Source organism: Streptomyces sp. NPDC127177, from assembly GCF_042672475.1.
GTDB lineage: Bacteria > Actinomycetota > Actinomycetes > Streptomycetales > Streptomycetaceae > Streptomyces.
On sequence record NZ_JBHXUW010000002.1, the window covers coordinates 43385 to 69146 of the forward strand.

General features: G+C 70.5%; 20 protein-coding genes. 14 read left to right on the forward strand and 6 right to left on the reverse strand.

The window, feature by feature from the left end:
- Positions 1–16: 16 nt before the first annotated feature.
- Positions 17–859, reverse strand: coding sequence for a glutamate ABC transporter substrate-binding protein (locus ACFVJX_RS02605; RefSeq protein WP_384131333.1), 843 nt, complete (start codon positions 857–859; stop codon positions 17–19).
- Positions 860–928: 69 nt separating this feature from the next.
- Positions 929–1714 carry an amino acid ABC transporter ATP-binding protein gene (locus ACFVJX_RS02610; RefSeq protein ID WP_384131331.1) on the reverse strand — a complete coding sequence of 262 codons (786 nt, stop codon included), beginning with the start codon at positions 1712–1714 and terminating at the stop codon, positions 929–931.
- A 338-nt stretch (positions 1715–2052) separates the two neighbouring features.
- On the opposite strand from ACFVJX_RS02610, the gene ACFVJX_RS02615 reads away from it, so the two are divergent.
- Together ACFVJX_RS02615 and ACFVJX_RS02620 are read left to right on the forward strand one after the other, a co-directional pair.
- Positions 2053–2745 (forward strand): response regulator transcription factor, encoded by a 693-nt coding sequence (locus ACFVJX_RS02615; protein WP_384131328.1) that lies wholly within the window; start codon positions 2053–2055, stop codon positions 2743–2745.
- Between the two features lie 15 nt (positions 2746–2760).
- Positions 2761–4155 carry a sensor histidine kinase gene (locus tag ACFVJX_RS02620; RefSeq protein ID WP_384131325.1) on the forward strand — a complete coding sequence of 465 codons (1395 nt, stop codon included), beginning with the start codon at positions 2761–2763 and terminating at the stop codon, positions 4153–4155.
- A 125-nt stretch (positions 4156–4280) separates the two neighbouring features.
- Here the strand turns inward: ACFVJX_RS02620 and ACFVJX_RS02625 are convergent, their stop codons facing one another.
- A complete protein-coding gene (locus tag ACFVJX_RS02625) occupies positions 4281–5282 on the reverse strand; it encodes a TAXI family TRAP transporter solute-binding subunit (protein ID WP_384131322.1) in 1002 nt (333 codons plus the stop codon).
- Positions 5283–5417: 135 nt separating this feature from the next.
- On the opposite strand from ACFVJX_RS02625, the gene miaB reads away from it, so the two are divergent.
- Positions 5418–6938 (forward strand): tRNA (N6-isopentenyl adenosine(37)-C2)-methylthiotransferase MiaB, encoded by a 1521-nt coding sequence (miaB, locus tag ACFVJX_RS02630; RefSeq protein ID WP_384131319.1) that lies wholly within the window; start codon positions 5418–5420, stop codon positions 6936–6938.
- 166 nt (positions 6939–7104) lie between these two features.
- On the forward strand, positions 7105–7818 hold the full coding sequence (locus ACFVJX_RS02635) for a class III extradiol dioxygenase subunit B-like domain-containing protein (RefSeq protein ID WP_384131316.1): 714 nt from the start codon (positions 7105–7107) through the stop codon (positions 7816–7818).
- 170 nt (positions 7819–7988) lie between these two features.
- On the opposite strand, the gene ACFVJX_RS02640 is transcribed toward ACFVJX_RS02635, so the two are convergent.
- Positions 7989–8255 (reverse strand): antitoxin, encoded by a 267-nt coding sequence (locus ACFVJX_RS02640; protein ID WP_384131314.1) that lies wholly within the window; start codon positions 8253–8255, stop codon positions 7989–7991.
- Positions 8256–8494: 239 nt separating this feature from the next.
- On the opposite strand from ACFVJX_RS02640, the gene miaA reads away from it, so the two are divergent.
- The 6 genes from miaA to hflX all read left to right on the forward strand — a co-directional run bounded on the left by miaA (position 8495) and on the right by hflX (position 16452).
- Positions 8495–9433, forward strand: a complete 939-nt coding sequence (miaA, locus tag ACFVJX_RS02645; RefSeq protein WP_384131312.1) for a tRNA (adenosine(37)-N6)-dimethylallyltransferase MiaA — start codon at positions 8495–8497, stop codon at positions 9431–9433.
- A 107-nt stretch (positions 9434–9540) separates the two neighbouring features.
- A complete protein-coding gene (locus ACFVJX_RS02650) occupies positions 9541–9981 on the forward strand; it encodes a hypothetical protein (RefSeq protein WP_384131418.1) in 441 nt (146 codons plus the stop codon).
- Between the two features lie 100 nt (positions 9982–10081).
- Complete coding sequence (gene dapF, locus ACFVJX_RS02655; protein ID WP_384131309.1) at positions 10082–10954, forward strand: diaminopimelate epimerase; 873 nt, start codon at positions 10082–10084, stop codon at positions 10952–10954.
- Positions 10955–11094: 140 nt separating this feature from the next.
- Positions 11095–13221: a RelA/SpoT family protein gene (locus ACFVJX_RS02660; RefSeq protein ID WP_384131306.1), complete on the forward strand. Its 2127-nt coding sequence runs from the start codon at positions 11095–11097 to the stop codon at positions 13219–13221.
- 113 nt (positions 13222–13334) lie between these two features.
- Positions 13335–14798 carry a M1 family metallopeptidase gene (locus tag ACFVJX_RS02665; protein WP_384131303.1) on the forward strand — a complete coding sequence of 488 codons (1464 nt, stop codon included), beginning with the start codon at positions 13335–13337 and terminating at the stop codon, positions 14796–14798.
- A gap of 133 nt (positions 14799–14931) precedes the next feature.
- On the forward strand, positions 14932–16452 hold the full coding sequence (hflX, locus tag ACFVJX_RS02670) for a GTPase HflX (RefSeq protein ID WP_384131300.1): 1521 nt from the start codon (positions 14932–14934) through the stop codon (positions 16450–16452).
- A 102-nt stretch (positions 16453–16554) separates the two neighbouring features.
- Here the strand turns inward: hflX and ACFVJX_RS02675 are convergent, their stop codons facing one another.
- The gene (locus tag ACFVJX_RS02675; RefSeq protein WP_384134556.1) at positions 16555–17727 is read right to left on the reverse strand and encodes a trypsin-like serine peptidase; all 1173 of its coding nucleotides are present in this window, start codon (positions 17725–17727) and stop codon (positions 16555–16557) included.
- A gap of 159 nt (positions 17728–17886) precedes the next feature.
- A complete protein-coding gene (locus ACFVJX_RS02680; protein ID WP_384134557.1) occupies positions 17887–19110 on the reverse strand; it encodes a trypsin-like serine peptidase in 1224 nt (407 codons plus the stop codon).
- A 372-nt stretch (positions 19111–19482) separates the two neighbouring features.
- Here ACFVJX_RS02680 and ACFVJX_RS02685 point away from each other — a divergent pair, with 372 nt between their 5' ends.
- From ACFVJX_RS02685 to ACFVJX_RS02700, 4 genes are all read left to right on the forward strand, one after another.
- On the forward strand, positions 19483–20862 hold the full coding sequence (locus ACFVJX_RS02685; protein ID WP_384134560.1) for a diaminobutyrate--2-oxoglutarate transaminase family protein: 1380 nt from the start codon (positions 19483–19485) through the stop codon (positions 20860–20862).
- Positions 20863–20891: 29 nt separating this feature from the next.
- A complete protein-coding gene (locus ACFVJX_RS02690) occupies positions 20892–22784 on the forward strand; it encodes an IucA/IucC family protein (protein ID WP_384134563.1) in 1893 nt (630 codons plus the stop codon).
- 124 nt (positions 22785–22908) lie between these two features.
- Positions 22909–23634, forward strand: a complete 726-nt coding sequence (locus tag ACFVJX_RS02695; RefSeq protein WP_384134566.1) for a GNAT family N-acetyltransferase — start codon at positions 22909–22911, stop codon at positions 23632–23634.
- A gap of 60 nt (positions 23635–23694) precedes the next feature.
- Positions 23695–25719 (forward strand): IucA/IucC family protein, encoded by a 2025-nt coding sequence (locus ACFVJX_RS02700; RefSeq protein WP_384134569.1) that lies wholly within the window; start codon positions 23695–23697, stop codon positions 25717–25719.
- Positions 25720–25762: the final 43 nt, after the last annotated feature.

Consider the following 25762-nt stretch of genomic DNA (forward strand, 5'->3'; position numbering starts at 1 on the left):
CCCGGTCAGCCCTGCTTCACTTGACGACGTTGCCGATCTTCGGGGCGTGCTCGTTCTTGTAGTTCGCCGGGCCGAAGTTGGCCTTCACGGCCTTCTCCCACGAACCGTCCGAGACCATCTTGGTCAGCGCGGCGTTGATCTTCTTCTTGAGGTCGGCGTCGCCCTTCTTCAGGCCGATGCCGTAGTTCTCGTTGGTCATCTTGAAGCCGGCCAGCTTGAACTTGCCCTTGTTGGTGTCCTGCGAGGCGTAGCCGGCCAGGATGCTGTCGTCCGTGGTCAGCGCGTCAACGGCGTTGTTCTCCAGGCCGGTCAGGCACTCGGAGTAGCCGCCGTACTCCAGGAGCTGAGCCTTCGGGGCCAGCGTGTCGTGGATGTTCTGCGCCGAGGTCGAGCCGGCGACGGAGCAGAGCTTCTTGTTGTTCAGGTCCTTCGGCGACTTGATCGACTTCTCGTCCGCACGGACCAGGATGTCCTGGTGGGCGAGGAGGTAAGGGCCCGCGAAGTCGACCTTCTGCAGACGCTCGTCGTTGATCGAGTAGGAGGCGGCGATGAACTTCACGTCACCGCGCTCGATCGACGTCTCACGGTCGGCGCTCTTGGTCTCCTTGAAGTCGATGTCCTTGGCGTCGTAGCCCAGTTCCTTGGCTACGTACGTGGCGACATCGACGTCGAAACCGGTGAACTTGCCGTCCGGGGTCTTCAGGCCGATACCCGGCTGGTCGATCTTGATACCGATGGTGATCTTCTTGCCGCCGCCCGAACCGGACGAGTCGTCCTTGTCGTCGGAACCACAGGCGGTGGCGGTCAGGGCGAGAGCGAGCACGGCGGCCGAGGCGGCGGTGACCTTACGAAGCTGCATGGTGAAATTCCCTAGAGTTGACGCGATGTGAGTGATCGGCCGGTCCCGGGACCGGCGCTGAAGGCTCAATCAGTGGTGAAGGATCTTCGACAGGAAGTCCTTGGCCCGGTCACTGCGCGGGTTGCTGAAGAACTGGTCGGGCGTGGCCTCTTCGACGATCTTCCCGTCCGCCATGAAGATGACCCGGTTCGCCGCAGAACGGGCGAAACCCATCTCGTGGGTGACGACGACCATGGTCATGCCCTCGCGGGCGAGCTGCTGCATGACCTCCAGCACCTCGTTGATCATCTCCGGGTCGAGCGCGGACGTCGGCTCGTCGAACAGCATGACCTTGGGGTCCATCGCCAACGCCCGCGCGATCGCGACACGTTGCTGCTGGCCGCCGGAGAGCTGTGACGGGTACTTGTCCGCCTGGGTCGCCACGCCCACCCGGTCGAGCAGCGAACGCGCCTTGTCCTCGGCCGCCTGCTTGTCCGTCTTGCGGACCTTGAGCTGGCCCAGCATCACGTTCTCGAGCACCGTCTTGTGGGCGAAGAGATTGAACGACTGGAAGACCATGCCGACATCGGCACGCAGCCGCGCCAGCTCCTTGCCCTCCTCGGGCAGGGGCTTCCCGTCGATCGTGATCGCGCCCGAGTCGATCGTCTCCAAGCGGTTGATCGTGCGGCACAGCGTGGACTTCCCGGACCCCGACGGCCCGATGACGACCACGACCTCGCCGGAGGCGATCGCCAGGTCGATGTCCTGGAGCACATGCAGCGCGCCGAAGTGCTTGTTGACGTTGCTCAGCACGACCAGGTCGCCGGCCGCGGGTGCAGCGTCCTCGGTGTCCTTGGTCACTGAAACTCCGCTCATCGGCTTTTTGCTCCGTCCTCCTCGGTTGGCAAGGACCTTAGTGACGCAGTGCGACCAGCGTCATTACATCTGAGCGGAAATTGAGCATAACGATCCGGCCGCAACCGGACACTCCGTGTGAACGGGACGCCCCACGCGCTGTCCGGGCGTACCGGGTGCATAACGGAAACACGGATGCAACGGGCGGGCACTTGACTGGGCCACCCGTCATCGGAGTGGATGCCCTGGTACACCCTGACGTGAAACGCCTCGAAACGGGGAAGTGGCCAGGGGTCCACACGACCGCACCGGGATCGCAACGAGCCCGGACCGACACCGCACCTTCGGAGAGGGGGCCCATGAGACTGCTGCTCGTCGAGGACGACAACCACGTGGCCGCCGCCCTGTCCGCCATCCTCGGCCGGCACGGCTTCAAGGTCGTGCACGCCCGCAGCGGCGAGGAGGCCCTTCAGGCGCTCCTCCCCGCGGACACCGAACCCTTCGGAGTCGTCCTGCTCGACCTCGGACTGCCCGACCAGGACGGTTACGAGGTGTGCGGGAAGATCCGTAAGCGGAGCTCCGTGCCGGTGATCATGGTGACCGCGCGGGCCGACGTCCGCTCACGGATCCACGGACTGAACCTCGGCGCCGACGACTACGTGACCAAGCCGTACGACACAGGTGAGCTCCTCGCCCGCATCCATGCCGTCAGCCGGCGCAAGTCGGCCGGCGAGGAGACCGGGCCCACACCCGTCGCCGCGCTGCGCCTGGGCCATGTGCACATAGAGCTGCCCACCCGGCGGGTCAGTGTCGACGGGAACGAAGTCCAGCTCACCCGCAAGGAGTTCGACCTGCTGGCGCTGCTCGCGCAGCGGCCCGGCGTGGTGTTCCGCCGGGAACAGATCATCAGCGAGGTCTGGCGCACGAGCTGGGAGGGGACGGGGCGCACGCTCGAGGTGCACGTGGCCTCGCTGCGTTCCAAGCTGCGGCTGCCCGCGCTGATCGAGACCGTGCGCGGGGTCGGCTACCGCCTCGTCGCCCCGTCCGCGTAGGGGCGTACGTCTCCGGTGCGTACCAGGCTGCTTCCGCTGCTCATCGTTCTCATGGCGAGCGTCCTGCTGGCGCTCGGCTTCCCGCTGGCCGTCAGTGTGGCCGCGGCCCAGCAGCAGGGCGTCGTCATCGACCGGATCGACGACACCGCCCGCTTCGCCGCACTCGCCCAGTTCATCACCGAACGCACCCGTGGCTACGACGAACGGCGGCGCACGCTCCAGACCGAACTGGAGACGTACGACTCCGTGTACGGCATCAGGGCGGGGGTCTTCTACCGCGACGACTCCGCGATGGCGAAAGCCCCGGCGACCTGGCGGCTGCCGGCCGAGGGCGAGGGCCGCGAGGCGTTCAACGAGGCACTGCTCGGCCGTCGAAGCCACGACCCGCCGCAGGTCTGGCCCTGGCAGAACGGCCGGGTGGTCGTCGCATCGCCCGTCGTGCGGGACGGCGACGTGATCGCCGTCGTCGTCATCGACTCGCCCACCGGGCAGATGCGCTCCGACACCATGCGCGGCTGGCTGGTGATCGCGGCCGGTGAGGTCGTCGCGATGCTGGTGGCCGTCGGCGCGGCGATCCGGCTCACCGGCTGGGTGCTGCTGCCCGTGCGGACCTTGGACGTGGCCGCCCATGACATCGCCAGCGGGCGGATGCGGTCCCGGGTGGCGGCGTCCGGAGGGCCACCGGAACTCCGCCGGCTGGCCCGGTCGTTCAACGAGATGGCCGACAACGTCGAGGACGTACTGGAACAGCAGCGCGCCTTCGTCGCGGACGCCTCGCACCAGTTGCGCAACCCACTGGCCGCACTGCTGCTGCGGATCGAGCTGCTCGCCCTGGAACTGCCCGAGGGCAACCAGGAGATCGCCTCCGTGCGCACGGAGGGGAAGCGTCTGGGCCAGGTCCTCGACGACCTGCTCGACCTGGCGCTCGCCGAGCATGCCGCCGCCGACCCCCAGCTCACCGACATCGGAGCCCTCACCACCGAACGCGTCTCGTCCTGGCGCCCGGTGGCAGAGGAGAAAGGGGTACGGCTCATGGCGGACGGCACCCCTGCGGTCACCGCGTGGACGGACCCCATCGCCCTGTCCAGCGCCCTCGACGCCATCATCGACAACGCGCTCAAATTCACCCCCGCCGACGAGGAGGTCCGGGTCACGGTCGCCTCGGGCAGCGAGCATGTCACCGTCGTCGTCGCGGACCGGGGGCCTGGCCTCACCGAGCAGGAGCTGGAGCGCGTCGGAGACCGCTTCTGGCGCAGCTCCCAGCACCAGAACGTGCGGGGCTCCGGCCTCGGCCTCTCCATCTCGCAGGCCCTGCTGGCGGCGAGCCGCGGCTCCATCGTCTACGAACGGCACGAACCGCACGGGCTGCGGGTGACGGTGTCGGTGCCCCGCAACGGGCCGCACGGCTGACGCGGTGCGGCCGGACCGGTTCAGGCAACGGGCCGCACGGCTGACGCGGTGCGGCCGGACCGGTTCAGGCAACGGGGCGCACGGCTGACGCGGTCCGGCCGGGCCGGTTCGGCGAAACCCTCCGCTCAGGGCTTGACCGAGCGGTAGTAGCGCTTGGCCCCTTCGTGCAGCGGCAGCGGATCCGTGTAGATAGCGGTCCGCAGGTCCACCAGCTGCGCCGCGTGCACCTCGCGCCCGATGCGGTCCCGGCTGTCGATCACGGTCCGGGTGAACGCCTCGGTCATCGCCGCGTCCGTACGGTCCGTGGTCACCAGCACATTGGCGACGGCCACCGTCGGCACGGCCTGCCCCTGCTGGGCATCGCCGTAGGCGTCGGCGGGCATCACGGCCGAGCGGTAGTAGCGGGTGGAGCCGCCCGCCGCCTGTAGCTCCTTGATCAGCGGTTCCTCCAGCGGGATCAGCCGGATCGAGAAGCGGTCCGCGAGATCCGCCACCGCGCTGGTCGGCAGTCCGCCCGACCAGAAGAACGCGTCGAGCTTGCCGTCCTGCAGCAGCTTCGGCATGGTGTCGATGCCCGCGGGAATCGCCTTCACGTCGTCGACGGGGTCCAGGCCGGCGGCCGTCATCAGCCGGTCGGCTACCAGCCGCACCCCCGATCCCGGCTGTCCGACGGCGACCTTCTTACCGCGCAGATCCGAAACCCTGCGGATGTCCGAGCCCCGGTCCACGACCAGCTGTACGTAGTCGTCGTACAGCCGGACGCAGCCACGCAGCCGCTCGGCGCCCGGCTTCCCGTCCCGCAGATAGGTGGCGACCGCGTCGGTGGTGGCGATGGTGAAGTCGGCCTTGCCCGTCGCCACCCGCGCGATGTTCTGCTGGGACCCCTCGCTGGTCTGCAGCTCTATCGACACATCCGGCAGATCCTTGGCGAGCGCGCCCTTCAGCCGCTCGCCGTAGCGCTGGTAGACGCCGCTGCGGACCCCTGTGCTGAAGGACAGGCTTCCACTGGGGGTGGAGTTCCCGAGCGGGAGCAGCCACCACAGGAGCAGGCCGAGCACGACGAGGAGGGCGGCGCCCGCCCGCAGGGAGCGCCGCCGGCCGATTCGGGACAGTACAGCCGGGGGCATGGCGGCGATCCTGCCAGGTCGTTCCCGGCGATGGCCAGGGGCGCAGCCGGATCTCCCGGCCGTCACGGTGGCCGGGGAAGCGCTCCGGCAGCCGCCCGCGGCGGGAGGTGTCCGGGCAGCGCCTACCCTTGTCGCATGAGCAGCGGCAACCGGAGCGAAGCAGTGGACGTCAGAAAAAGCTACGAGGTGCGCACCTACGGGTGCCAGATGAACGTCCACGACTCCGAGCGGCTGTCGGGTCTGCTGGAGGGCGCCGGCTACGTCCGGGCGCCCGAGGGCTCCGACGGGGACGCCGACGTCGTCGTCTTCAACACCTGTGCGGTGCGGGAGAACGCCGACAACAAGCTCTACGGCAACCTCGGCCGGCTCGCCCCGATGAAGACGAAGCGCCCCGGGATGCAGATCGCGGTCGGCGGCTGCCTCGCCCAGAAGGACCGCGACACCATCGTCGAGCGGGCCCCCTGGGTCGACGTCGTCTTCGGTACGCACAACATCGGCAAGCTGCCCGTGCTGCTGGAGCGCGCCCGCGTCCAGGAGGAGGCGCAGATCGAGATCGCCGAATCCCTGGAGGCGTTCCCCTCCACGCTCCCCACCCGCCGTGAGTCCGCGTACGCCGCCTGGGTCTCCATCTCCGTGGGCTGCAACAACACCTGCACCTTCTGCATCGTCCCGGCGCTGCGCGGCAAGGAGAAGGACCGCCGGACCGGCGACATCCTGGCCGAGATCGAGGCACTGGTCGCCGAAGGCGTCTCCGAGATCACCCTGCTCGGCCAGAACGTCAACGCGTACGGCTCGGACATCGGCGACCGCGAGGCCTTCTCCAAGCTGCTGCGCGCCTGCGGGCGGATCGAGGGGCTGGAGCGGGTCCGCTTCACCTCGCCGCACCCGCGCGACTTCACGGACGACGTGATCGCCGCGATGGCCGAGACACCGAACGTGATGCCGCAGCTGCACATGCCGATGCAGTCGGGCTCGGACACGGTCCTGAAGGCGATGCGGCGCTCGTACCGGCAGGAACGCTTCCTCGGGATCATCGAGAAGGTCCGCGCCGCGATGCCGGACGCCGCGATCTCCACCGACATCATCGTCGGCTTCCCCGGCGAGACGGAGGAGGACTTCGAGCAGACGATGCACGCGGTCCGCGAGGCGCGCTTCGCCAACGCCTTCACCTTCCAGTACTCCAAGCGCCCGGGAACCCCGGCCGCCGACATGGACGGGCAGATCCCCAAGGAGGTCGTCCAGGAGCGGTACATGCGCCTGTCCGTCCTCCAGGAGGAGATCTCCTGGTCGGAGAACAAGAAGCAGGTCGGCCGCACGCTGGACGTCATGGTCGCGGAGGGCGAGGGCCGCAAGGACGGTGCGACGCACCGGCTGTCCGGCCGCGCCCCCGACAACCGCCTGGTCCACTTCACCAAGCCGGACGAGGACGTCCGGCCCGGCGATGTGGTGACCGTCGAGATCAGCTACGCGGCCCCGCACCACCTGCTCGCCGAGGGCGCGCCCGTCGGAGTACGGCGGACCCGTTCGGGGGACGCCTGGGAGAAGCGCAACGCCGCCGCGGCCGCCAAGCCCGCGGGTGTGATGCTGGGCCTGCCCGGTATCGGCGCCCCGGCACCGCTGCCCGCCGCCTCGGCGCCGGGCTGCGGCTGCGACTGACTGCCCCGGCCGACGGCCCGGCCGTGCGGCGCCGTACACCGTGCGGGCGAAAGACGCCGAAGGGGCCGTACGAAGGGGAGCGTGCTGAGGGGCCGTGGCGGGCGCACGGCCCGTCGGGTTGTGCGCCCCTGGGGGCAGGTGACCCGCAGCCAGTACGCTGCCCACCATGCTTGTCGCCGCCGCTGTCTGTCCCTGCCCGCCCCTGCTGATCCCAGACGTCGCCGCGGGTGCCGCGCCCGAACTCGATGCCGCGAGGACCGCGTGCACCGACGCCCTGGGCGTGCTGGCCGCTTCCCGGCCCGATCTGCTGATCGTGATCGGCCCGGCGGACCTCGCCGGCCGCGGACCGTATCCCGAGGGCGCCACCGGCACCTTCGAGGAGTTCGGCGTCGATCTCGGCGTCCGGCTCGGGCGGGACCTGGGCGCGGTCTCCGACCGTCCGCTTCCGGCATCGCTCGCGGTGGGTGCCTGGCTGCTGGCCCGCACCGGATGGGGGGATGCCCCGGTCGAGGCGCTGGGGGTCGGGGAGCCGTTGGAGACCGGCCGCTGCACGGACACCGGGCGGGCGCTGGCCGCCAGGGCGGACCGGGTCGCGCTGCTGGTGATGGGGGACGGCAGCGCCTGCCGCACCCTCAAGGCCCCCGGCTACCTCGACGAGCGCGCCGCGGGCTTCGACGCGGCGGCCTCCCACGCTCTGGGCACGGCCGACATCACGGGGCTGATCGCGCTCGACGAGGCACTGGCGTACGAACTGAAGGCCGCCGGCCGCGCGCCCTGGCAGGTGCTCGCGGGGGCGGGGCAGGACGCCGGGCTGGACGGCCGGCTGCTGTACGACGAGGCGCCGTACGGCGTGGGCTACATGGTCGCCGCCTGGTCCTGACCTGGTCCGCGTTTCTCGCCCTTTGCCCTTTGCCCCCGATGGGGCGCCGGGCCCGGGGCGGGGCACGACGAGGACGCACGACGGCCGTGGAGCGATGCCGCTCCACGGCCGTCGTGCTGTGTCCGCCGCGGCTGAGTCAGGCCGCGGTGTGCTGTCCTGCCGGACCCGTGTCAGGAAGCGGGCGGAGGCGGCGTGGTGCCCGGGGCCGGCGGCGTACCGTCGCCGCCGTCCTTCTGGGAGAGCCGCTCCACCGCGTCCTTGGCCTTCTGGGTGCCGGACACGATCTTGTCGCTGTACTTGCCCTTGGTCTTCTCGTCCACCGTCCGAGCGGCCTTGTCCAGGCCCTGGTCGATCTTGCCCCCGTGCTGCTGCGCGAGGTCGCTGACCTTGTCCTTCGCCGGGCTCAGCTTCGCCTTCAAATTGTCCATGAGGCCCATCGGACACCTTCTCTGCTGGGGGACTGCCTGCGGCTGCTCTCTCCGGCCCGGCTACCCGCCTTGCTCTCGCGCACTCTCCCCGCCGTGGCATCGACGGCAGGGAAGGACGAACGGCAGAACCATGAGAAAACGCCCGTATTCACCCGTCATTTTACTTGACGGGGCGTCCGGACGCCCCGTCGTCCCCGCCGCACCATCGCCCATTCGGGAACCGGCCCCGGGTTTGCGAGACTGGGCCGGTGAGAAGCTCAGCTCCCGCACCGCGGGTCATCGCCGTCGTCGGTCCCACCGCAGCCGGAAAGTCCGACCTGGGGGTGTTCCTCGCTCAGCAGCTCGGGGGCGAAGTGGTCAACGCCGACTCCATGCAGCTCTACCGGGGGATGGATATCGGCACCGCGAAACTGACCCTCGCGGAGCGCGGCCCGGTCCCGCACCTGCTGCTGGACATCTGGGACGTGACGGAGGCCGCGAGCGTCGCGGAGTACCAGCGGCTGGCCCGCGCCGAGATCGACCGGCTGCTCGCCGAGGGGCGGACCCCCGTGCTGGTGGGCGGCTCCGGTCTCTATGTGAAGGGTGCGATCGACGCCCTGGAGTTTCCCGGTACGGACCCCCTCGTCCGGGCCGCGCTGGAGGCGGAGCTGGTCGAGCGCGGCTCCGGTGCGCTGCACGAGCGGCTCGCCGCGGCCGATCCGGAGGCCGGCCGTGCCATCCTGCCGAGCAACGGGCGTCGCATCGTGCGGGCACTAGAAGTCATCGAGATCACAGGCAAGCCCTTCACCGCCAACCTCCCCGGTAACGATGCGGTCTACGACACCGTTCAGATCGGCGTCGACGTGGCCCGCCCCGAACTCGACGTGCGCATCGCCCAACGGGTCGACCGGATGTGGGACGCGGGACTGGTTGACGAGGTGCGCGCGCTGGAGGCACAGGGGTTGCGGGAAGGCCGCACTGCCTCCCGGGCGCTCGGCTACCAGCAGGTGCTCGCCGCGCTGGCCGGGGAGTGCACCGAGGAGGAGGCGCGCGTCGAGACCGTGCGCGCCACCAAACGGTTCGCGCGCCGGCAGGACTCCTGGTTCCGCCGCGACCCGCGCGTCCAGTGGCTGAACGGGGCCGCGGAGCATCGCGAAGAACTCCCGGGCCAGGCGCTGGCGTTGGTCGAACGAGCGGTTACAGCCTGATCACGTGATGGCATCGGGAAGCTCTGCCCGTCAGTTCGGCGACCTGGGGCGTGCCATCATCGAGCATCGATCGACCAGTGGAGTCCGAGTTGGGAGGGCGCGTGGCGATGGAGGCCGGCCCTCGCGACACAGAACAAGACGCACCGGACACGCAGCACGAGGCAGGACGCTTGAGCCCCGACGGGCCCGATGAGCTCGAGGTGACCCCCGAGGTCGAGGTCGAGCTCCGTCCCGCCCGCCGGCTGCGCATCTGGCAGCTCGCACCGATCGTCACCCTCGCCGCTATGGGATCGCTGATGTTCGCCTTCCCGCTCGCCTTCGAGTTCGGTGACGGGGGCGCGGTCGTCGCCATGCTGGGACTGCTGATCAGCTGCTGCGCCGCGGGCTGGGGCATGATGGCCGCCCGCCGCGTCGGACACACCTGGCCCGGACTGCCGTCCAGAGGGTCGGGCGAGCGCCCCGACTGGCGCGTGATCGTGCTGTACGCCGCTGTGTGCGCGGCACTGGTCGCGCTCGCCGTGTGGCGCGTGGCGCGGCTGCGTTCCTGACGCCGGGCCGGTCCCGGCGCTCCCGGGGCGGGTCGCTCACCGCCTTCGCGCGGGCGGGCCGGTTCGCGGCGTTGTCGGTGCCGCCTCGTACAGTTGTCGTGTGACCATCTCGCACATCGCCTTCCTCAAGGGCCACGGCACCGAGAACGACTTCGTGATCGTTCCGGACCCGGACAACGCCCTGGACCTGCCCGCGTCCGTCGTCGCCGGTATCTGCGACCGCAGGGCCGGTATCGGCGGTGACGGGCTGCTGCACGTCGTGCGGTCCGCCGCACACCCCGAGGCGCGGGCCATGGCGGACGAGGCCGAGTGGTTCATGGACTACCGCAACGCGGACGGTTCGATCGCCGAGATGTGCGGCAACGGCGTACGCGTCTTCGCGCGCTACCTCCAGCGCTCCGGCTCGGTCGAGGAGGGCGATGTCGCGGTCGCCACCCGCGGCGGGGTGAAGAAGGTGCACCTCGCCAAGAACGGCGACATCACCGTCTCCATGGGCCGCGCGCGGCTCCCCGCCGAAGGCGTCACCGTCACCGTCGGCGACCGCAGCTGGGAGGCCCGCAACGTGAACATGGGCAATCCGCACGCCGTCGCCTTCGTCGACGACCTGGCGCACGCCGGTGACCTGTTCTCCGAGCCGGCCTTCGGCCCTGCCTCGGTCTACCCCGGCGGGGTCAACATCGAGTTCGTCGTGGACCGCGGACCGCGCCACGTCGCGATGCGCGTCCATGAGCGCGGTTCGGGCGAGACCCGGTCCTGCGGCACGGGCGCCTGCGCCGTGGCCGTCGCGGCGGCGCGCCGGGACGCCGTGGACCCCGCGCGCACCGGTGCCCCGGCCACGTACACCGTCGATCTTCCGGGCGGCACGCTCGTGATCACCGAGCACCCGGACGGCGGGATCGAGATGACCGGTGCGGCCGTGATCGTCGCCGAGGGCAAGATCGATCCGGCCTGGCTCGAAACCCTGAAGGGCTAGGCCTTCGCTCGAATGGGTGATCCGTTTCACGCTGGGCGAGAGGGGGACTCCGCCACGTGGTGGGGTCGGTAGCATCAAGCACCGGCCCGGAGGCGCGACCGCACCTCCCCACCGCCGGTCGACGTTGCCGGAGGTGCCCCATGAGCGCAGAGGCCACCAACCCAGGTGCTCCCATCCGCAGGCGGGGCCGTCCCCGGATCGATCTCCGCAGGCTGGGCCGGGTCGCCCTGCTCGGCCCGGTCTCCCGGGACCGGCTGCCCGATGCCATCGGCCATGTGGCCGAGGCGCACCGGGCCCACCACCCGGACGCCGACCTGTCCGTTCTGCGCAGGGCCTATGTCCTCGCGGAGACCTCGCACCGGGGGCAGATGCGCAAGAGCGGCGAGCCGTACATCACGCACCCGCTCGCGGTCACCCTGATCCTCGCCGAACTCGGCGCCGAGACCACGACGTTGACCGCCTCGCTGCTCCACGACACGGTCGAGGACACCGAGGTGACGCTCGACCAGGTGGGGGAGCAGTTCGGTGACGAGGTCCGCTACCTGGTCGACGGCGTCACCAAACTGGAGAAGGTCGACTACGGCGCCGCCGCCGAGCCCGAGACCTTCCGCAAGATGCTGGTGGCGACCGGGGACGACGTCCGGGTGATGTCGATCAAGCTCGCCGACCGGCTGCACAACATGCGCACGCTCGGCGTGATGCGCCCCGAGAAGCAGGCCCGGATCGCCAAGGTCACCCGCGACGTACTGATTCCGCTCGCGGAACGGCTCGGTGTGCAGGCACTCAAGACCGAGCTGGAGGATCTCGTCTTCGCGATCCTGCACCCCGAGGAGTACGCGCACACCCACGCCGTGATCACCGCAGCCACGGCCGCCGCCGACCCGCTCACCGACATCTCCCAGAACGTCGCCTCGGTGCTGAGGGAGGCCGGAATCACCGCCGAAGTCCTCGTCAGGCCACGGCACTTCGTCTCCGTGCACCGGGTCGGCGTCAAACGCGGCGAACTGCGCGGCACCGACTTCGGACGGCTGCTGGTGCTCGTGGGTGAGGACGCCGACTGCTACGCCGTCCTGGGCGAGCTGCACACCTGCTTCACCCCGGTGATCTCCGAGTTCAAGGATTTCATCGCGGCCCCCAAGTTCAACCTGTACCAGTCGCTGCACACCGCTGTGGTGGGCCCGGAGGGCGAGGTCGCCGAAGTCCTCATCCGTACCCACCGGATGCACAAGGTCGCCGAGGCGGGCGTCATCGCACTCGGCAATCCGTACGCCTCGGACAGCGTCGCGCAGACCGCCGAACCCGCGGGCGGCGAACCGGCGGACGGCGAACGCGCGGACCCGACCCGGCCCGGCTGGCTCTCCCGGCTCCTGGAGTGGCAGCAGTCCGCACCCGACCCCGACACCTTCTGGACCACCCTGCGCGCCGACCTCGCCCAGGACCGCGAGATCACCGTCTTCCGCACCGACGGCGGCACGCTCGGCCTGCCCGCCGGGGCCAGTTGCGTCGACGCCGCCTACGCGCAGTACGGGGACGCGGCACACAGCTGTATCGGGGCACGGGTGAACGGCCGGCTGGCCACGCTCAGCACCGTGCTGGGCGACGGCGACACCGTGCAGCTGCTCCTCGCCGAGGACGCCGCGTCCGGGCCCTCGCCCGACTGGCTCGACCACGCCCGGACGCCCACCGCCCGCATCGCCATCACCGGCTGGCTCGACGCCCACCCGCAGGGCCCGGAGACCGTCAACGGCAGCCGGACCGCGGACCGCGGGCCCGGCCCGCAGCCCGCCCAGCCCCACGCGGGCACCCCCGGCCGTACCGCGAGCGCCGTGGTCGAGCGGTCGGACGCCACCGTGCGGCTCGCGGGCTGCTGCACCCCCGTACCGCCCGACGACGTCACCGGCTTCACCGTGCGCGGCGGCGCCGTCGCCGTGCACCGGCTGGAGTGTCCCGCGGCGGTCCGCATGGAGGCGGTCGGCCGGGTACCGGTCGCCGTGAGCTGGGGCGACGCGTCCGAATGCCGCGTGACGCTGGTCGCCGAGTCCTTCGGACGGCCCCGGTTGCTGGCCGACCTCACCGAGGCGATCGCCGGTGCGGACGCGGCGATCATCTCCGCCACCGTCGAACCGCCCAGCGAACAGCGCGTACGGCACACCTACACCCTGCAACTCCCCGATGCCGCCGGACTTCCCTCACTGATGCGCGCCATGCGCGACGTGCCGGGGGTGTACGACGTGAGCCGCGCCCAGCACCCGGCCGCCGCTCTCTGACCCCGGCTACGCCCCCGGCCTGCCGGGGGAGCCGTCCGCCACCGCGGATCTCGTTCGAGTGGCGCGGCGCGCGCCGTCCCGGTGCGGAGGAGCGGCGCTGGTAGCCGTAGTCCATGCCGTTCCTCTCCCGCCGCCTGCGGGCCGCTCTGCTGGCCACCGCATCGGCCACCCTCGTCGCCGCCACCCTGCCCGCACCGGTGCCGCTCGGCATCGGCGACCCGCTCTTCCCTCACCTCGGAAACCCCGGATACGACGTACTCGCCTACGACATCGGCCTCGACTACAGCGGCCGCAACAGCGAACCGCTGGAAGCCGTCACCACGATCGACGCGCGGACGACCGGGCCCCTGGACCGCATCAACCTCGACTTCACCCGGGGCACCGTGCACTCCGTCCGGATCAACGGCCTGAGCGCCGACTTCGCGGTCGCGGACGAGGACCTGATCGTCGAGACGCCCGGCCGGCTCCCCGCCGGTGTGCCGCTGCGCATCACCGTCCGGCACACCAGCGATCCGCGGGGCGAGCGGGACAGCGGCGGCTGGGTGCAGACCGCCGACGGGCTCGCCATGGCCAACCAGGCCGACGCCGGGCACCGGGTCTTCCCCAGTAACGACCACCCGGCCGACAAGGCGTACTTCACCTTCCGGATCACGGCCCCCCAGGACCGGACGGTGGTGGCCAACGGCGTACGCACCGGACGTATCAGGCACGGCGACCGCACCACCTGGACGTACCGCACCGAACATCCGATGGCCACCGAACTGGCGCAGGTCAGCATCGGCACGTCAGCGGTCGTGCGGCGGACCGGACCGCACGGACTGCCGGTCCGCGACGTCGTACCGGCCGCCGACCGGAAGCTGCTGGAACCCTGGCTGAGGAAGACGCCAGGTCAGCTGGAATGGATGGAGAAGCAGGTCGGCCGCTACCCCTTCGAGAACTACGGCGTGCTGATCGCCGACACCGAGACCGGCTTCGAGCTGGAGACCCAGACCCTGTCGCTGTTCGAGCGCCGCCTGTTCACCGACCCCGGCTTCCCCGAGTGGTACGTCGACTCGGTCATGGTCCACGAGCTGGCGCACCAGTGGTTCGGCGACAGCGTCTCGCCGCGGACCTGGTCCGATCTCTGGCTCAACGAAGGACACGCCAGCTGGTACGAGGCCCGCTACGCGGAGGAACACGGCGACAGGCCGGTGGAGAGCCGGATGCGCGACGCCTACACCAGGTCGGACGGCTGGCGCGCCGAGGGAGGGCCGCCCGCACGCCCCGCCGCGCCCGCCCCGGGCGAGAAGATCAGCCTGTTCCGGCCGGTGGTCTACGACGGCAGCGCGCTGGTCCTGTACGCGCTCCGCCAGGAGATCGGCCACAGCGCCTTCGACCGGCTGGAGAGGCTCTGGGTGCGCGGACACCGCGACTCCAACGCCGCCACCGCGGACTTCACGGCGCTGGCCTCCCGGGTGGCGGGACGCGACCTGAGCACGTTCCTCGACGGATGGCTGTACGGGACGACCACGCCGCCCATGCCGGGCCACCCGGACTGGCACAGCACCGCACCGGCGGGCGGCGGTAAACCCGCGTGACGGTCCGGGCGGGCCATGCGACTATCGACACGTCGCCGCGGCGGCCGGACCGGAGCATCCCCCCTGCGGGAATCATCCGGGGAGGTCACGCGTTGTGACTGTTACGGACCACTCCTATCGACGTAAGGATCCAATGACCTCCTCTTCTTCCCTTCCCCAGGACGCGCACGACGCGCAGAGCGCCACGGAGAACGTGACCGAGAGCCTCAACGAGAGCCTTCGGGCCGACGCCCTGATGGAAGAGGACGTCGCCTGGAGCCACGAGATCGACGGAGAGCGGGACGGCGAACAGCTCGACCGCTCCGAGCGCGCGGCCCTGCGGCGCGTGGCGGGACTCTCCACCGAGCTCGAGGATGTCACCGAGGTCGAGTACCGACAGCTGCGCCTCGAGCGTGTGGTGCTGGTCGGTGTCTGGACGTCGGGGACCGTGCATGACGCGGAGATCTCGCTCGCCGAGCTGGCGGCCCTCGCCGAGACGGCCGGGGCGCAGGTGCTCGACGCCGTCTTCCAGCGCCGCGACAAGCCCGATCCGGCCACCTACATCGGTTCCGGCAAGGCCCTGGAGCTGCGCGACATCGTCCTCGAGACCGGTGCCGACACCGTCGTCTGCGACGGTGAGCTCAGCCCCGGCCAGCTGATCCACCTGGAGGACGTCGTCAAGGTCAAGGTGGTCGACAGGACCGCCCTGATCCTCGACATCTTCGCCCAGCACGCCAAGTCCCGTGAGGGCAAGGCGCAGGTCTCGCTGGCACAGATGCAGTACATGCTGCCGCGGCTGCGCGGCTGGGGTCAGTCGCTGTCCCGTCAGATGGGCGGCGGCGGTTCCAGCGGCGGTGGCGGCATGGCGACGCGTGGTCCCGGTGAGACCAAGATCGAGACGGACCGGCGCCGGATCCGCGAGAAGATGGCGAAGATGCGCCGGGAGATCGCGGAGATGAAGACCGGCCGCGAGATCAAGCGCCAGGAGCGCAAGCGCAACAAGGTGCCTTCGGTCGCGATCGCCGGCTACACCAACGCCGGCAAGTCCTCGCTCCTCAACCGGCTGACCGGCGCGGGTGTACTGGTGGAGAACTCGCTGTTCGCCACCCTCGACCCGACCGTGCGCCGGGCCGAGACGCCCAGCGGCCGGATCTACACCCTGGCCGACACCGTCGGGTTCGTACGGCATCTGCCGCACCACCTGGTCGAGGCCTTCCGCTCCACCATGGAGGAGGTCGGCGAATCCGATCTCATCCTGCACGTGGTGGACGGCTCGCACCCGGTGCCGGAGGAGCAACTGGCCGCCGTGCGCGAGGTGATCCGCGAGGTGGGTGCGGTGGACGTACCCGAGATCGTGGTGATCAACAAGGCGGACGCCGCGGATCCGCTGGTGCTCCAGCGGCTGCTGCGCATCGAGAAGCACGCCATCGCGGTGTCGGCGCGGACCGGTGCCGGTATCGACGAGCTGCTCGCGCTCATCGACAGCGAACTGCCCCGGCCTTCCGTCGAGATCGAGGCGCTCGTGCCCTACACCCAGGGCGGCCTCGTCTCCCGGGTGCACGCCGAGGGCGAGGTGATCTCCGAGGAGCACCTGCCGGAGGGCACCCTGCTCAAGGCACTGGTGCACGAGGAGCTCGCTGCGGAGCTCTCCACGTTCGTACCCGCGGTGCACTGACCGCGACGCGGCACCGTACAGGCCGACGGCCCGCTCCCCGAACGAGGGAGCGGGCCGTCGGCCTTTCGCCGGACGGGGTCGTCCGGCTTCCGCGGTGTGCGGTCACTGACCGCCGAACTTGTCGCTCATCATCGTGAAGATCTGCTCGGCGCCCCGGCCCAGGTGGGGTCCGGCCAGCCAGCCGGCCGTCACCGGGCCGATGGACGTGTTGGAGACCAGTGCCAGCTTGCCGTCGTCACCCTCGCTGAACCAGCCGCCGCCGGACGAACCACCGGTCATGGTGCAGCCGATGCGGTACATCGTGGGAGTGCTGGGGCTGATCGAGAGCCGGCCGGGGCGGTCGACGCACTTGTGCATGATCAGACCGTCGTAGGGCGGTGCGGCAGGGTAGCCCCAGGCGCCCATCGCGCTGATCTGCGCCGCCTCCGGGGCGTCGAAGTCGACCGCGAGGGCGTTGTCCACGGTCTCCTCCAGGGACTTCGTGCCCTTCTCCGGCTTCACGTGCAGTACCGCGTAGTCGTACGGGGCGCCCTCGCCGCCGGTGGGGCCGCCGTCGGTCAGCCACTCGCCGGACGTGGTGGCCCAGTCGGCCCAGTAGGCGCCGTACGGGGCGATCTCCTGGGGCTGCGCGTTCCTCAGCGCCGAGGCGTCCTTGCCCTGGTCGTTGTACGCGGGCACGAAGACGATGTTGCGGTACCAGCCGCCCTTGGCACCGGCGTGGACGCAGTGACCGGCGGTCCACACCAGGTTGGACCTGCCCGGGTTCTTCGGATCCTTGACCACCGTGCCCGAGCAGACCATGTGGCCCTCGGGGGAGTCGAAGAACACCTTGCCGACCGGGGCCGCGTAGTTGTGGTACGGCGTCTTCTCGCGCTCCGCCTCGACCGGCTTGGGCTCGGGGTCGCTCACACCCTGGGCGCCCGAGAGGTCCCCCGCGGACATGGTCTTGGCCGGGTCCTCGGCCGACTTCATCCGGTCGGGCTTCCACAGCCCCTCGATGACCGGGTTCACGAAGTCCTTGGCCTCACGCAGCCACTTGTCCTTGTCCCAGTTCTTCCACTCGCCGCTCTTCCACTTCTCCGGGTCGACACCGTGCTTCTTCAACGTGTCGGCCAGACCCGCGGACAGACCGCCGTCGGAGCCGCTGCCACTGGCGGTTTCGGTGGCCGCGGGCTTGTCGGCCCCCTGGTCCTCGCTCGGACCACAGGCCGTGGCTGTCAGCGCCAGTGCGGCGGCGAGGCCGGTGGCGGCGAGCAGCGGACGTATGGATCGCATGGAAAAGACTCCCCCTGAAATCTTAAAAATGGCATGAGCGTGTCATGCATAACGCCGGTCGTACCGGCTGCGGATGGTGTGCGGACCACCTTATGACGGCCGGAACCGGGTACGTGCCACGGCCGTCACCCGTGCCTGGACGGGTGACGGCCGGATTCCCTACTGTCCCGCGTACTTCTTGCTGACCGAGTCGTAGACGCCCTTGGCCTCCTTGCCGAGGCGCGGTCCGGCCAGCCAGCCGGCCGTCACCGGACCGATGGAGGTGTTCGAGACCAGCGCGGGCTTGCCGTCCTGGCCCGCCGCGACCCAGCCGCCACCGGACGAACCGCCGGTCATGGAGCAGCCGATGCGGTACATCGTCGGGTCGTTCCTGGTGAGGGAGAGCCGCCCCGGCTTGTCCTCGCACTGGAAGAGCTTCTGACCGTCGTACGGCGGAGCCGCCGGGAAGCCGGTCGCCGTCATTTCGGCGATCTTGGGCACGGCCGGGGCGTTGAACTCGACCGGCAGCGCCGAACCGACCGTCTCCTCAAGGGACTTGCCGTTGGAGCCCTTCTCCGGCGTCACGTGCAGCACGGCGAAGTCGTAGGGCGCGCCCAGACCGCCGACCGAGGACCCCTGGTCGATCCACTGCTCGGAGGTCTGTGCCCACGCGCCCCACCACACGCCGTACGGGGCGACCTTCTCCTTGGGCGGGTTGTTACGGAGCTCGTCGGTCGACAGACCGCTGTCGTTGTACGACGGTACGAAGGCGATGTTGCGGTACCAGCCGCCCTTCTTGCCCGCGTGCACGCAGTGGCCCGCGGTCCACACCATGTTGGACTTGCCCGGGTGGGCCGGGTCCTTCACGACGGTCGCCGAACAGACCATCGAGCCCTCGGGGCCGTCGAAGAACAGCTTCCCGGACTCGGCCGCGTTGGCGTGGTACGGCGTCTGAACGCCTACGGCCCGTACGGGTACGGGGGTCGGGTCGGTCACGCCCTCGTCACCCGAGATGTCGTTGTCGACGGGCTTCTCGGGCGACTTGTCGGCGTCGCGCATCCGGTCCGGGTCCCAGAGCCCCGCGATGACAGGGTTGATGAAGTCCTTGGCCTCGCGCAGCCACTTGTCCCTGTCCCAGTTCTTCCAGTCGCCGTTCTTCCACTGGTCGAGGTCGATCCCGTGCTCCTTGAGCCGGTCCTTCAGATCGTCCGGGACGGTGATCTTGTTGTCCGACGTCTGGCCCGCCGAGCTGCTGCTCGGCTCGGAGCTCGCATCGTCGTCGCTCGGCCCGCAGGCGGTCGCGGTGAGTGCGAGGACGGCGGCGACCGCCGCGGTGGCGAGCACGGGGGAGCGGCGGGCGCTCCTCCCGCGGCGTGCGGTGACTGCTGGTCGAACGAGACGCATCTGGTGATCCCCCTGGGACTTCGTAACTCAACGCTTCTGTACTGCACTTCCGCACCGCGCACCGGACTTCCGTACGGCGCACCGGCCGGGCTCCCGGACGGCTTTCCCGGGCTGCTCCGCAGGTGTCGCGCCCGCCGGGAGGCTCTCCCGGAGGCTCGGCGCGGTCCCCCACTATGCCGGTGCCGGTGTGGACGGTCCGCGGCAGGGGCATGGTTCCGCCCCACAAGGATCTTCGGACCTACCCGTGATCCCCCGCGTCCGGCGTCGTTGGTACGTACGGGGGACACAGGCACAGGGTTCACCCCCGCACTCCGTCCCTGCGGAATCGTGCTGACGTGCAACGCAACTGTTACAGCGGGAGGATCACCAGCCGTGGCCGTGACCGAACCAGCTCCGGCGGCACCGCCCGCAGCGTACGAGGGCATCCTGCGCCGTCAGGCGATGCGGGAGTCGGCCGCCCGCACCTATGCCCGGTCCCTGCCGATCGTGCCGGTCCGGGCGCGGGGGCTGACCATCGAGGGGGCGGACGGACGGCGCTATCTCGACTGTCTGTCCGGAGCCGGGACACTGGCCCTGGGGCACAACCACCCGGTGGTCCTGGAAGCGATCAAGAAGGTCCTCGATTCGGGCGCCCCTCTTCATATGCTCGACCTGGCCACCCCGGTCAAGGACGCCTTCACGACCGAGCTGTTCGCCACGCTGCCGCGCGAGTTCGCGGACGACGCACGCATCCAGTTCTGCGGACCGGCCGGCACCGACGCGGTCGAAGCGGCGTTCAAACTGGTCCGCGCCGCCACCGGGCGCAGCGGTCTGCTCGCCTTCACCGGCGCCTACCACGGCATGACGGCCGGAGCCCTCGCGGCATCCGGCGGCGCCGAGGACGTACGCGTGACCCGCCTCCCCTTCCCCCAGGACTACCGCTGCCCCTTCGGTATCGGAGGGGAGCGCGGATCGGAGATCTCCGCGCGGTGGACCGAGAGCGTGCTCGACGATCCCAAGAGCGGCACGCCCGCGCCCGCCGGCATGATCCTCGAACCGGTGCAGGGAGAGGGCGGGGTCAACCCCGCCCCCGACGGCTGGATGCGCCGGATGCGGGAGATCACCGCGTCCAGGTCCATCCCCCTGATCGCCGACGAGGTCCAGACCGGCGTCGGCCGGACCGGTGCCTTCTGGGCCGTCGGGCACAGCGGGGTCGTGCCCGACGTGATGGTGCTCTCCAAAGCCATCGGCGGCTCCCTCCCGCTCGCTGTGATCGTCTACCGCTCCGAGCTGGACACCTGGCAGCCCGGCGCCCACGCAGGCACCTTCCGCGGCAACCAACTGGCGATGGCGGCAGGCACGGCCACCCTCGCCCACGTCCGGGAGAACCGGCTCGCCGAACGGGCCGGAGCCCTCGGCGACCGGATGCTGGCCGAACTGCGGGCGCTCGCCAAGGACCACCCCTGCATCGGCGATGTCCGCGGCAGGGGCCTGATGATCGGCTTGGAACTCGTCGACCCCGAATCCGCGCCCGTGGACGGAGGGAGCGCCGCGCCGCCCGACCCCGTCCTCGCCGTCACCGTCCAGCAGGAGTGCCTGCGCCGAGGCCTCATCGTCGAACTCGGCGGCCGGCACTCCACGGTCGTACGCCTGCTACCACCCCTCACGCTCACCGACGAACAGGCAACGGCGGTCGTCGACCGCCTTGCCGACGCCATGGCAGCCGCGGAGCGCTCACCGCACCGACGGACCGCGACCGGGTCGATCCGCTGACCCCGGACACCATCACAGGAAAGACCGCCGTGAACCCCACCCCCGCGCCCGAGGCCGACGGCCCTCCCTCCAGCCACCACCGAGGAGAGGCCGGAACATCCGGTCACCTCGCTGTCGAGCCGACGACCGTGCCGCGCCAGAAGGAGGTGCCGCACGGTCTCTGGTACGCCTCCAGGACCGTGCTCGCCTCCCCGGCACCGGCCTCCGACCCGCTGGACCATCCGGACCCGCTCCAGGCCGCGGACGCCGCCGGTATCGAGAACCTGCTGCGCTGCTGGGCCCGCGAATGCGACCTGCCCCGCCCCGATGGAGAGACCCTCCGCATCCCGCTGCCCGCTAGCGGCACCGCCCTGCAGGTCCCCGTCATCCACTGGTCCGCCACCGGATGGCACCGGTTCGGCGCTCCGGCCCTGGAACAGGCACCCGAGGGGGCACCCACCGCCGACGCCGTCACCGTCGCCGCTCTCCTGGGCCGCGAGGCCGACCACAACGAGGGCGCCGACATGGTGGCCAGGGTCGCCGACTCGGTGCGCCGGACCGCCGGATTCATCGACGGACAACGACGCCACCCCGCTGCACCCGACGAGGCCGACCTCTTCCTCACAGCCGAGCAGTCACTCCTCCTCGGCCATCCCCTCCACCCCTCTCCCAAGAGCCGCGAAGGCCTCTCCGACTCCGAGACCCGCCTCTACTCACCCGAGTCGCACGGCTCCTTCCCCCTCCACTGGATGGCCGTCGACCGGTCCGTACTGGCCACCGACTCCGCATGGACCGACCAGGGCCGCCCGGTACCGGCGACGGAACTCGTTGCCCGGCACGCCGGGGGACTGAGCCACCCCGAGCACACCGCGCTGATCCCACTCCACCCCTGGCAGGCCCGAGAGCTGCGGCACCGGCCCGAGGTCGCCGCCCTGCTCGACGCCGGACTCGTGCACGACCTCGGGCCCCACGGCGCGCGCTGGCACCCCACCTCGTCGGTGCGAACCGTGCACCGGCCCGGCGTGGACACCATGCTGAAGCTCTCCCTCGGCCTGCGCATCACCAACTCCCGTCGCGAGAACCTCCGCAAGGAACTCCACCGGGGCGTGGAGGTCCACCGTCTGCTGCGGAGCGGACTCGCCACGGAGCTGCACAGGGCCCACCCCGGTTTCGACATCGTCCGGGATCCCGCCTGGCTCGCGGTCGACACCCCGGACGGCCAACCCGTCCACGGCTTCGACGTCATGCTGCGGCACAACCCGTTCGACCGGCACGACGACGCCGTCTGCATCGCCGGGCTCACCGCCCCACGCCCCTGGCCTGGCCGGACGAGGATGCACTCGCGCCTCGCCGACATCGTCTGCCGCCTCGCCGCCGGCACCGGCCGGACCACGACCGCCGTCGCTGCCGAGTGGTTCCTGCGCTACCTCGACCGCGTCGTCCAGCCGGTGCTCTGGCTCGACGCCCACGCCGGTGTCGCCCTGGAAGCCCATCAGCAGAACACCCTCGTCCTGCTCGACGCCGACGGCTGGCCGGTCGGCGGCCGCTACCGCGACAACCAGGGCTACTACTTCAGGGAGTCCCACCGCACGGCGCTCGAGCGCAGGCTCCCCGGCATCGGGTCGGTCAGCGACACCTTCGTCACCGATGCCGTCACCGACGAACGCTTCGCGTACTACCTCGGCATCAACAACGTGTTCGGGCTGATCGGAGCATTCGGGGCTCAGCACCTCGCCGACGAACAGATGCTCCTGGCAGCCTTCCGCCGGTTCCTGGGAACGGCGGCCCGGCTGGGGTCCCCGCTCCCCGCACACCTGTTGGAGACTCCGCAGCTGCGCTGCAAGGCCAACATGCTGACCCGGCTGCACGGACTCGACGAACTCGTCGGTCCCGTCGACACACAGTCCGTCTACGTCACTATCACCAACCCCCTCTGCCTCTGAGGAAAACCCGCTGTGTGCCCCGGAGGAACCCCTTCATCAGGAATCCTTCGTCAGGACCCCGTCGTCACAGACCCAGGCGTCAGGAAACCTGCCGACCGAACCGCTGAGAGAGGAGTCCGTCACCGTGCCTCCCACCGACGCGCACACCGACCCCGATACCGGCCCCGCTCCCCAGGCCGGTACGGGGCCCGAGGACACACCGGATCCGCAACTCACCGATGAACTCCTCGCATTCCTGGAGGAGGACGCAACCGTCACGGGGCACTGCGCACCCACCTCCGAGCTGCTCGGCCGGCCGGCCGAATGGAAGCCCGTCACCACACCGGCCGGGGTGTTCCAACTCGTCCCCGTACGAATGGAACGCGATCTCGCGGTGATCAGCCGCTGGATGAACGACCCCGCGGTCGCGGCCTTCTGGGAACTCGCCGGAGCCGAAACCGTCACGGCGGAGCACCTGCGCCCCCAACTCGACGGCGACGGACGCAGCATCCCCTGTCTGGGGGTGCTGTCAGGCGTGCCCATGAGCTATTGGGAGATCTACCGCGCGGACCTCGACCCCTTGGCGCGCCACTATCCCGCCCGTCCGCACGACACCGGAATCCACCTCCTCATCGGTGAAGTGAACAATCGTGGCCGCGGAGTCGGCACCACGCTGCTGCGGGCCGCCTCCGACCTGGTGTTCGACAACCGTCCGCTGTGCACACGCGTCGTCGCCGAACCGGACCTGCGCAACACCCCTTCCGTCTCCGCGTTCCTCAGCGCCGGATTCCGTTGCTCCGCGGAGGTCGAACTCCCGGACAAGCGGGCCGCGCTGATGGTCCGCGACCGAGCCGACCGTGCCCTGCTGTGAACCAACCGCCGCCTTGTCCGCACCGCTCGACGCCCATCGGTTCCGTCCCGAGGAGTTCCCGTGCCCACATATCCTGCATATCCCGCGAACCGTGATTCGGCGGAGTCGCCCGCGCTCCTCAGCACTCCAGAACTGAACCGGGCGGTCTGGGACCGAGCCGCCGCCCGGATGCTTGCGAAGATGCTCGGCGAATTCGCCTACGAGGAAATCATCCAGCCCGTCCCGCGGTCCGCCGGCGGTGATACGTACACCCTCGTCCTGGACGACGGGGGAAGCCTGATCTTCACGGCGGGGCGGGGGGTGTACGGCAGCTGGCGGGTCGCCCCGGACTCGATCCGTGAGGCGACCACCGCCGAGACCGAGGCACACGCACTGGGCGCGCCCCGGGCCGGAACGCAGTCGGCGTCCGTGCCGGATGCCGAGTCCGGCTCCGATGCCCTGCCCGCGCCCGATGCCGAATCCGCGCCCGACGCACCGTCCGCGCCCGATGCCGAGTCCGATCTCTCAGGCGGGGGCGCCGACGAGCGCGGGGACCGCGTCCCCGCCGGGGTCCCCTTCCGCGACCCGCTCCTCTTCCTCGCCCGCGCGCGCCGTCTTCTCGGAATCGACGGTGCCACCCTCGGCCACCTCGTCCGCGAGCTCACCACCACGCTCACCGCCGACGCCCGGCTCGACCACAGCGCACTCGCGGTCGCCGAGCTCGCCGACCTCGACTACGCGGAACTCGAAGGGCACCAGACGGGCCACCCCTGGATCGTCGCCAACAAAGGGCGGCTCGGGTTCTCCGCCACCGACGCGTCCCTCTTCACCCCCGAGGCCCGCAAGCCGGTCAGGCTGCCCTGGATCGCGGTCTCCTCCCGGATCGCCGCCTACCGCGGCGTCTCCTCGCTGGCCACCGCCGGACAGCTCTACGCCCAGGAGCTCGACCCCGCGGTCCGCGAGTCCTTCGACACCACCCTGAGCAGCCGCGGTCTCGACCCGGACGGCTACTACTGTCTGCCCGTCCATCCCTGGCAGTGGGACGAGTGGATCGTCCCGCTGTTCGCCCCGGCCATCGCCGCCGGTGACATCGTGCCCCTGCACGCAGACCCGGATCTGCGGCTGCCACAGCAGTCCATCCGTACCTTCGCCAACCTGGACCGGCCCGACCGGCACACCGTCAAACTGCCGCTGTCGATCCTCAACACCTTGGTCTGGCGCGGTCTGCCCACCGAACGAACCCTCGCCGCCCCCGCCGTCACCGGCTGGGTCCAGGGGCTTCGGGACGGCGATCCCTTCCTGCGAGACACCTGCGGCGTCATCCTGCTCGGCGAGGTGGCGTCGGTCGCGGTCGAGCACCCGCTGTACGACCACCTCCCCGAGACGCCGTACCAGTTCAAGGAGATTCTCGGCGCGATCTGGCGCGAGCCCCTTCTCCCGCGGCTCGCGCCCGGCGAGCGCGCCCGCACGCTCGCCTCACTGCTGCTCACCGATCCGCAGGGCCGCTCCTTCACCGCCGAGCTGGTGGCCCGCTCCGGGCTGACCCCCACCGCCTGGCTGACCCGGCTCTTCGCCGCGATTCTTCCGCCGCTGCTGCACTTCCTCTACCGCTACGGCACCGTGTTCTCGCCGCACGGCGAGAACGCCATCGTCGTCTTCGACGGCCAGGACGTCCCCGTACGCCTGGCGATCAAGGACTTCGTGGACGACGTGAACATCAGCGCCCGGCCGCTGCCCGAGCACGACACCATGCCGCAGGACGTACGCCGCATCCTGCTCACCGAGGAGCCGGCCTTCCTCACCCAGTTCATCCACTCCGGGCTGTTCACCGGAGTCTTCCGCTTTCTGTCGCCGCTCTGCGAGGAGCAGCTGGGCGTCCCGGAGGCCGAATTCTGGTCACTCGTCCGGGCGGAGATCCTGCGCCACCACGCCCGTTTCCCCGAGCTGAAGGAACGGTTCGAGATGTTCGACATGCTGACGCCGCGCATCGAACGCCTCTGCCTGAACCGCAACCGCCTGCATCTGGACGGCTACCGCGACCGGCCCGAGCGGCCGCACGCCGCAGTCCACGGGACGGTGCCGAACCCGCTCCGCCCCTCCGCGTGAGGCCGGGAGTGATCGCCGTTGTCAGTGGCGCCCCGTAGGCTGG

What these genes read in the sequence shown, in the direction of transcription:
- ACFVJX_RS02605 (WP_384131333.1), bottom strand. Translation starts at nt 859, where the DNA reads ATGCAGCTTCGTAAGGTCACCGCCGCCTCGGCCGCCGTGCTCGCTCTC.
- ACFVJX_RS02675 (WP_384134556.1), bottom strand. Translation starts at nt 17,727, where the DNA reads ATGCGATCCATACGTCCGCTGCTCGCCGCCACCGGCCTCGCCGCCGCA.
- ACFVJX_RS02635 (WP_384131316.1), top strand. Translation starts at nt 7,105, where the DNA reads ATGCTTGTCGCCGCCGCTGTCTGTCCCTGCCCGCCCCTGCTGATCCCA.
- ACFVJX_RS02660 (WP_384131306.1), top strand. Translation starts at nt 11,095, where the DNA reads ATGAGCGCAGAGGCCACCAACCCAGGTGCTCCCATCCGCAGGCGGGGC.
- ACFVJX_RS02665 (WP_384131303.1), top strand. Translation starts at nt 13,335, where the DNA reads ATGCCGTTCCTCTCCCGCCGCCTGCGGGCCGCTCTGCTGGCCACCGCA.
- ACFVJX_RS02640 (WP_384131314.1), bottom strand. Translation starts at nt 8,255, where the DNA reads ATGGGCCTCATGGACAATTTGAAGGCGAAGCTGAGCCCGGCGAAGGAC.
- hflX (WP_384131300.1), top strand. Translation starts at nt 14,932, where the DNA reads ATGACCTCCTCTTCTTCCCTTCCCCAGGACGCGCACGACGCGCAGAGC.
- ACFVJX_RS02615 (WP_384131328.1), top strand. Translation starts at nt 2,053, where the DNA reads ATGAGACTGCTGCTCGTCGAGGACGACAACCACGTGGCCGCCGCCCTG.
- miaB (WP_384131319.1), top strand. Translation starts at nt 5,418, where the DNA reads ATGAGCAGCGGCAACCGGAGCGAAGCAGTGGACGTCAGAAAAAGCTAC.
- ACFVJX_RS02610 (WP_384131331.1), bottom strand. Translation starts at nt 1,714, where the DNA reads ATGAGCGGAGTTTCAGTGACCAAGGACACCGAGGACGCTGCACCCGCG.
- ACFVJX_RS02680 (WP_384134557.1), bottom strand. Translation starts at nt 19,110, where the DNA reads ATGCGTCTCGTTCGACCAGCAGTCACCGCACGCCGCGGGAGGAGCGCC.
- ACFVJX_RS02650 (WP_384131418.1), top strand. Translation starts at nt 9,541, where the DNA reads ATGGAGGCCGGCCCTCGCGACACAGAACAAGACGCACCGGACACGCAG.
- ACFVJX_RS02625 (WP_384131322.1), bottom strand. Translation starts at nt 5,282, where the DNA reads ATGCCCCCGGCTGTACTGTCCCGAATCGGCCGGCGGCGCTCCCTGCGG.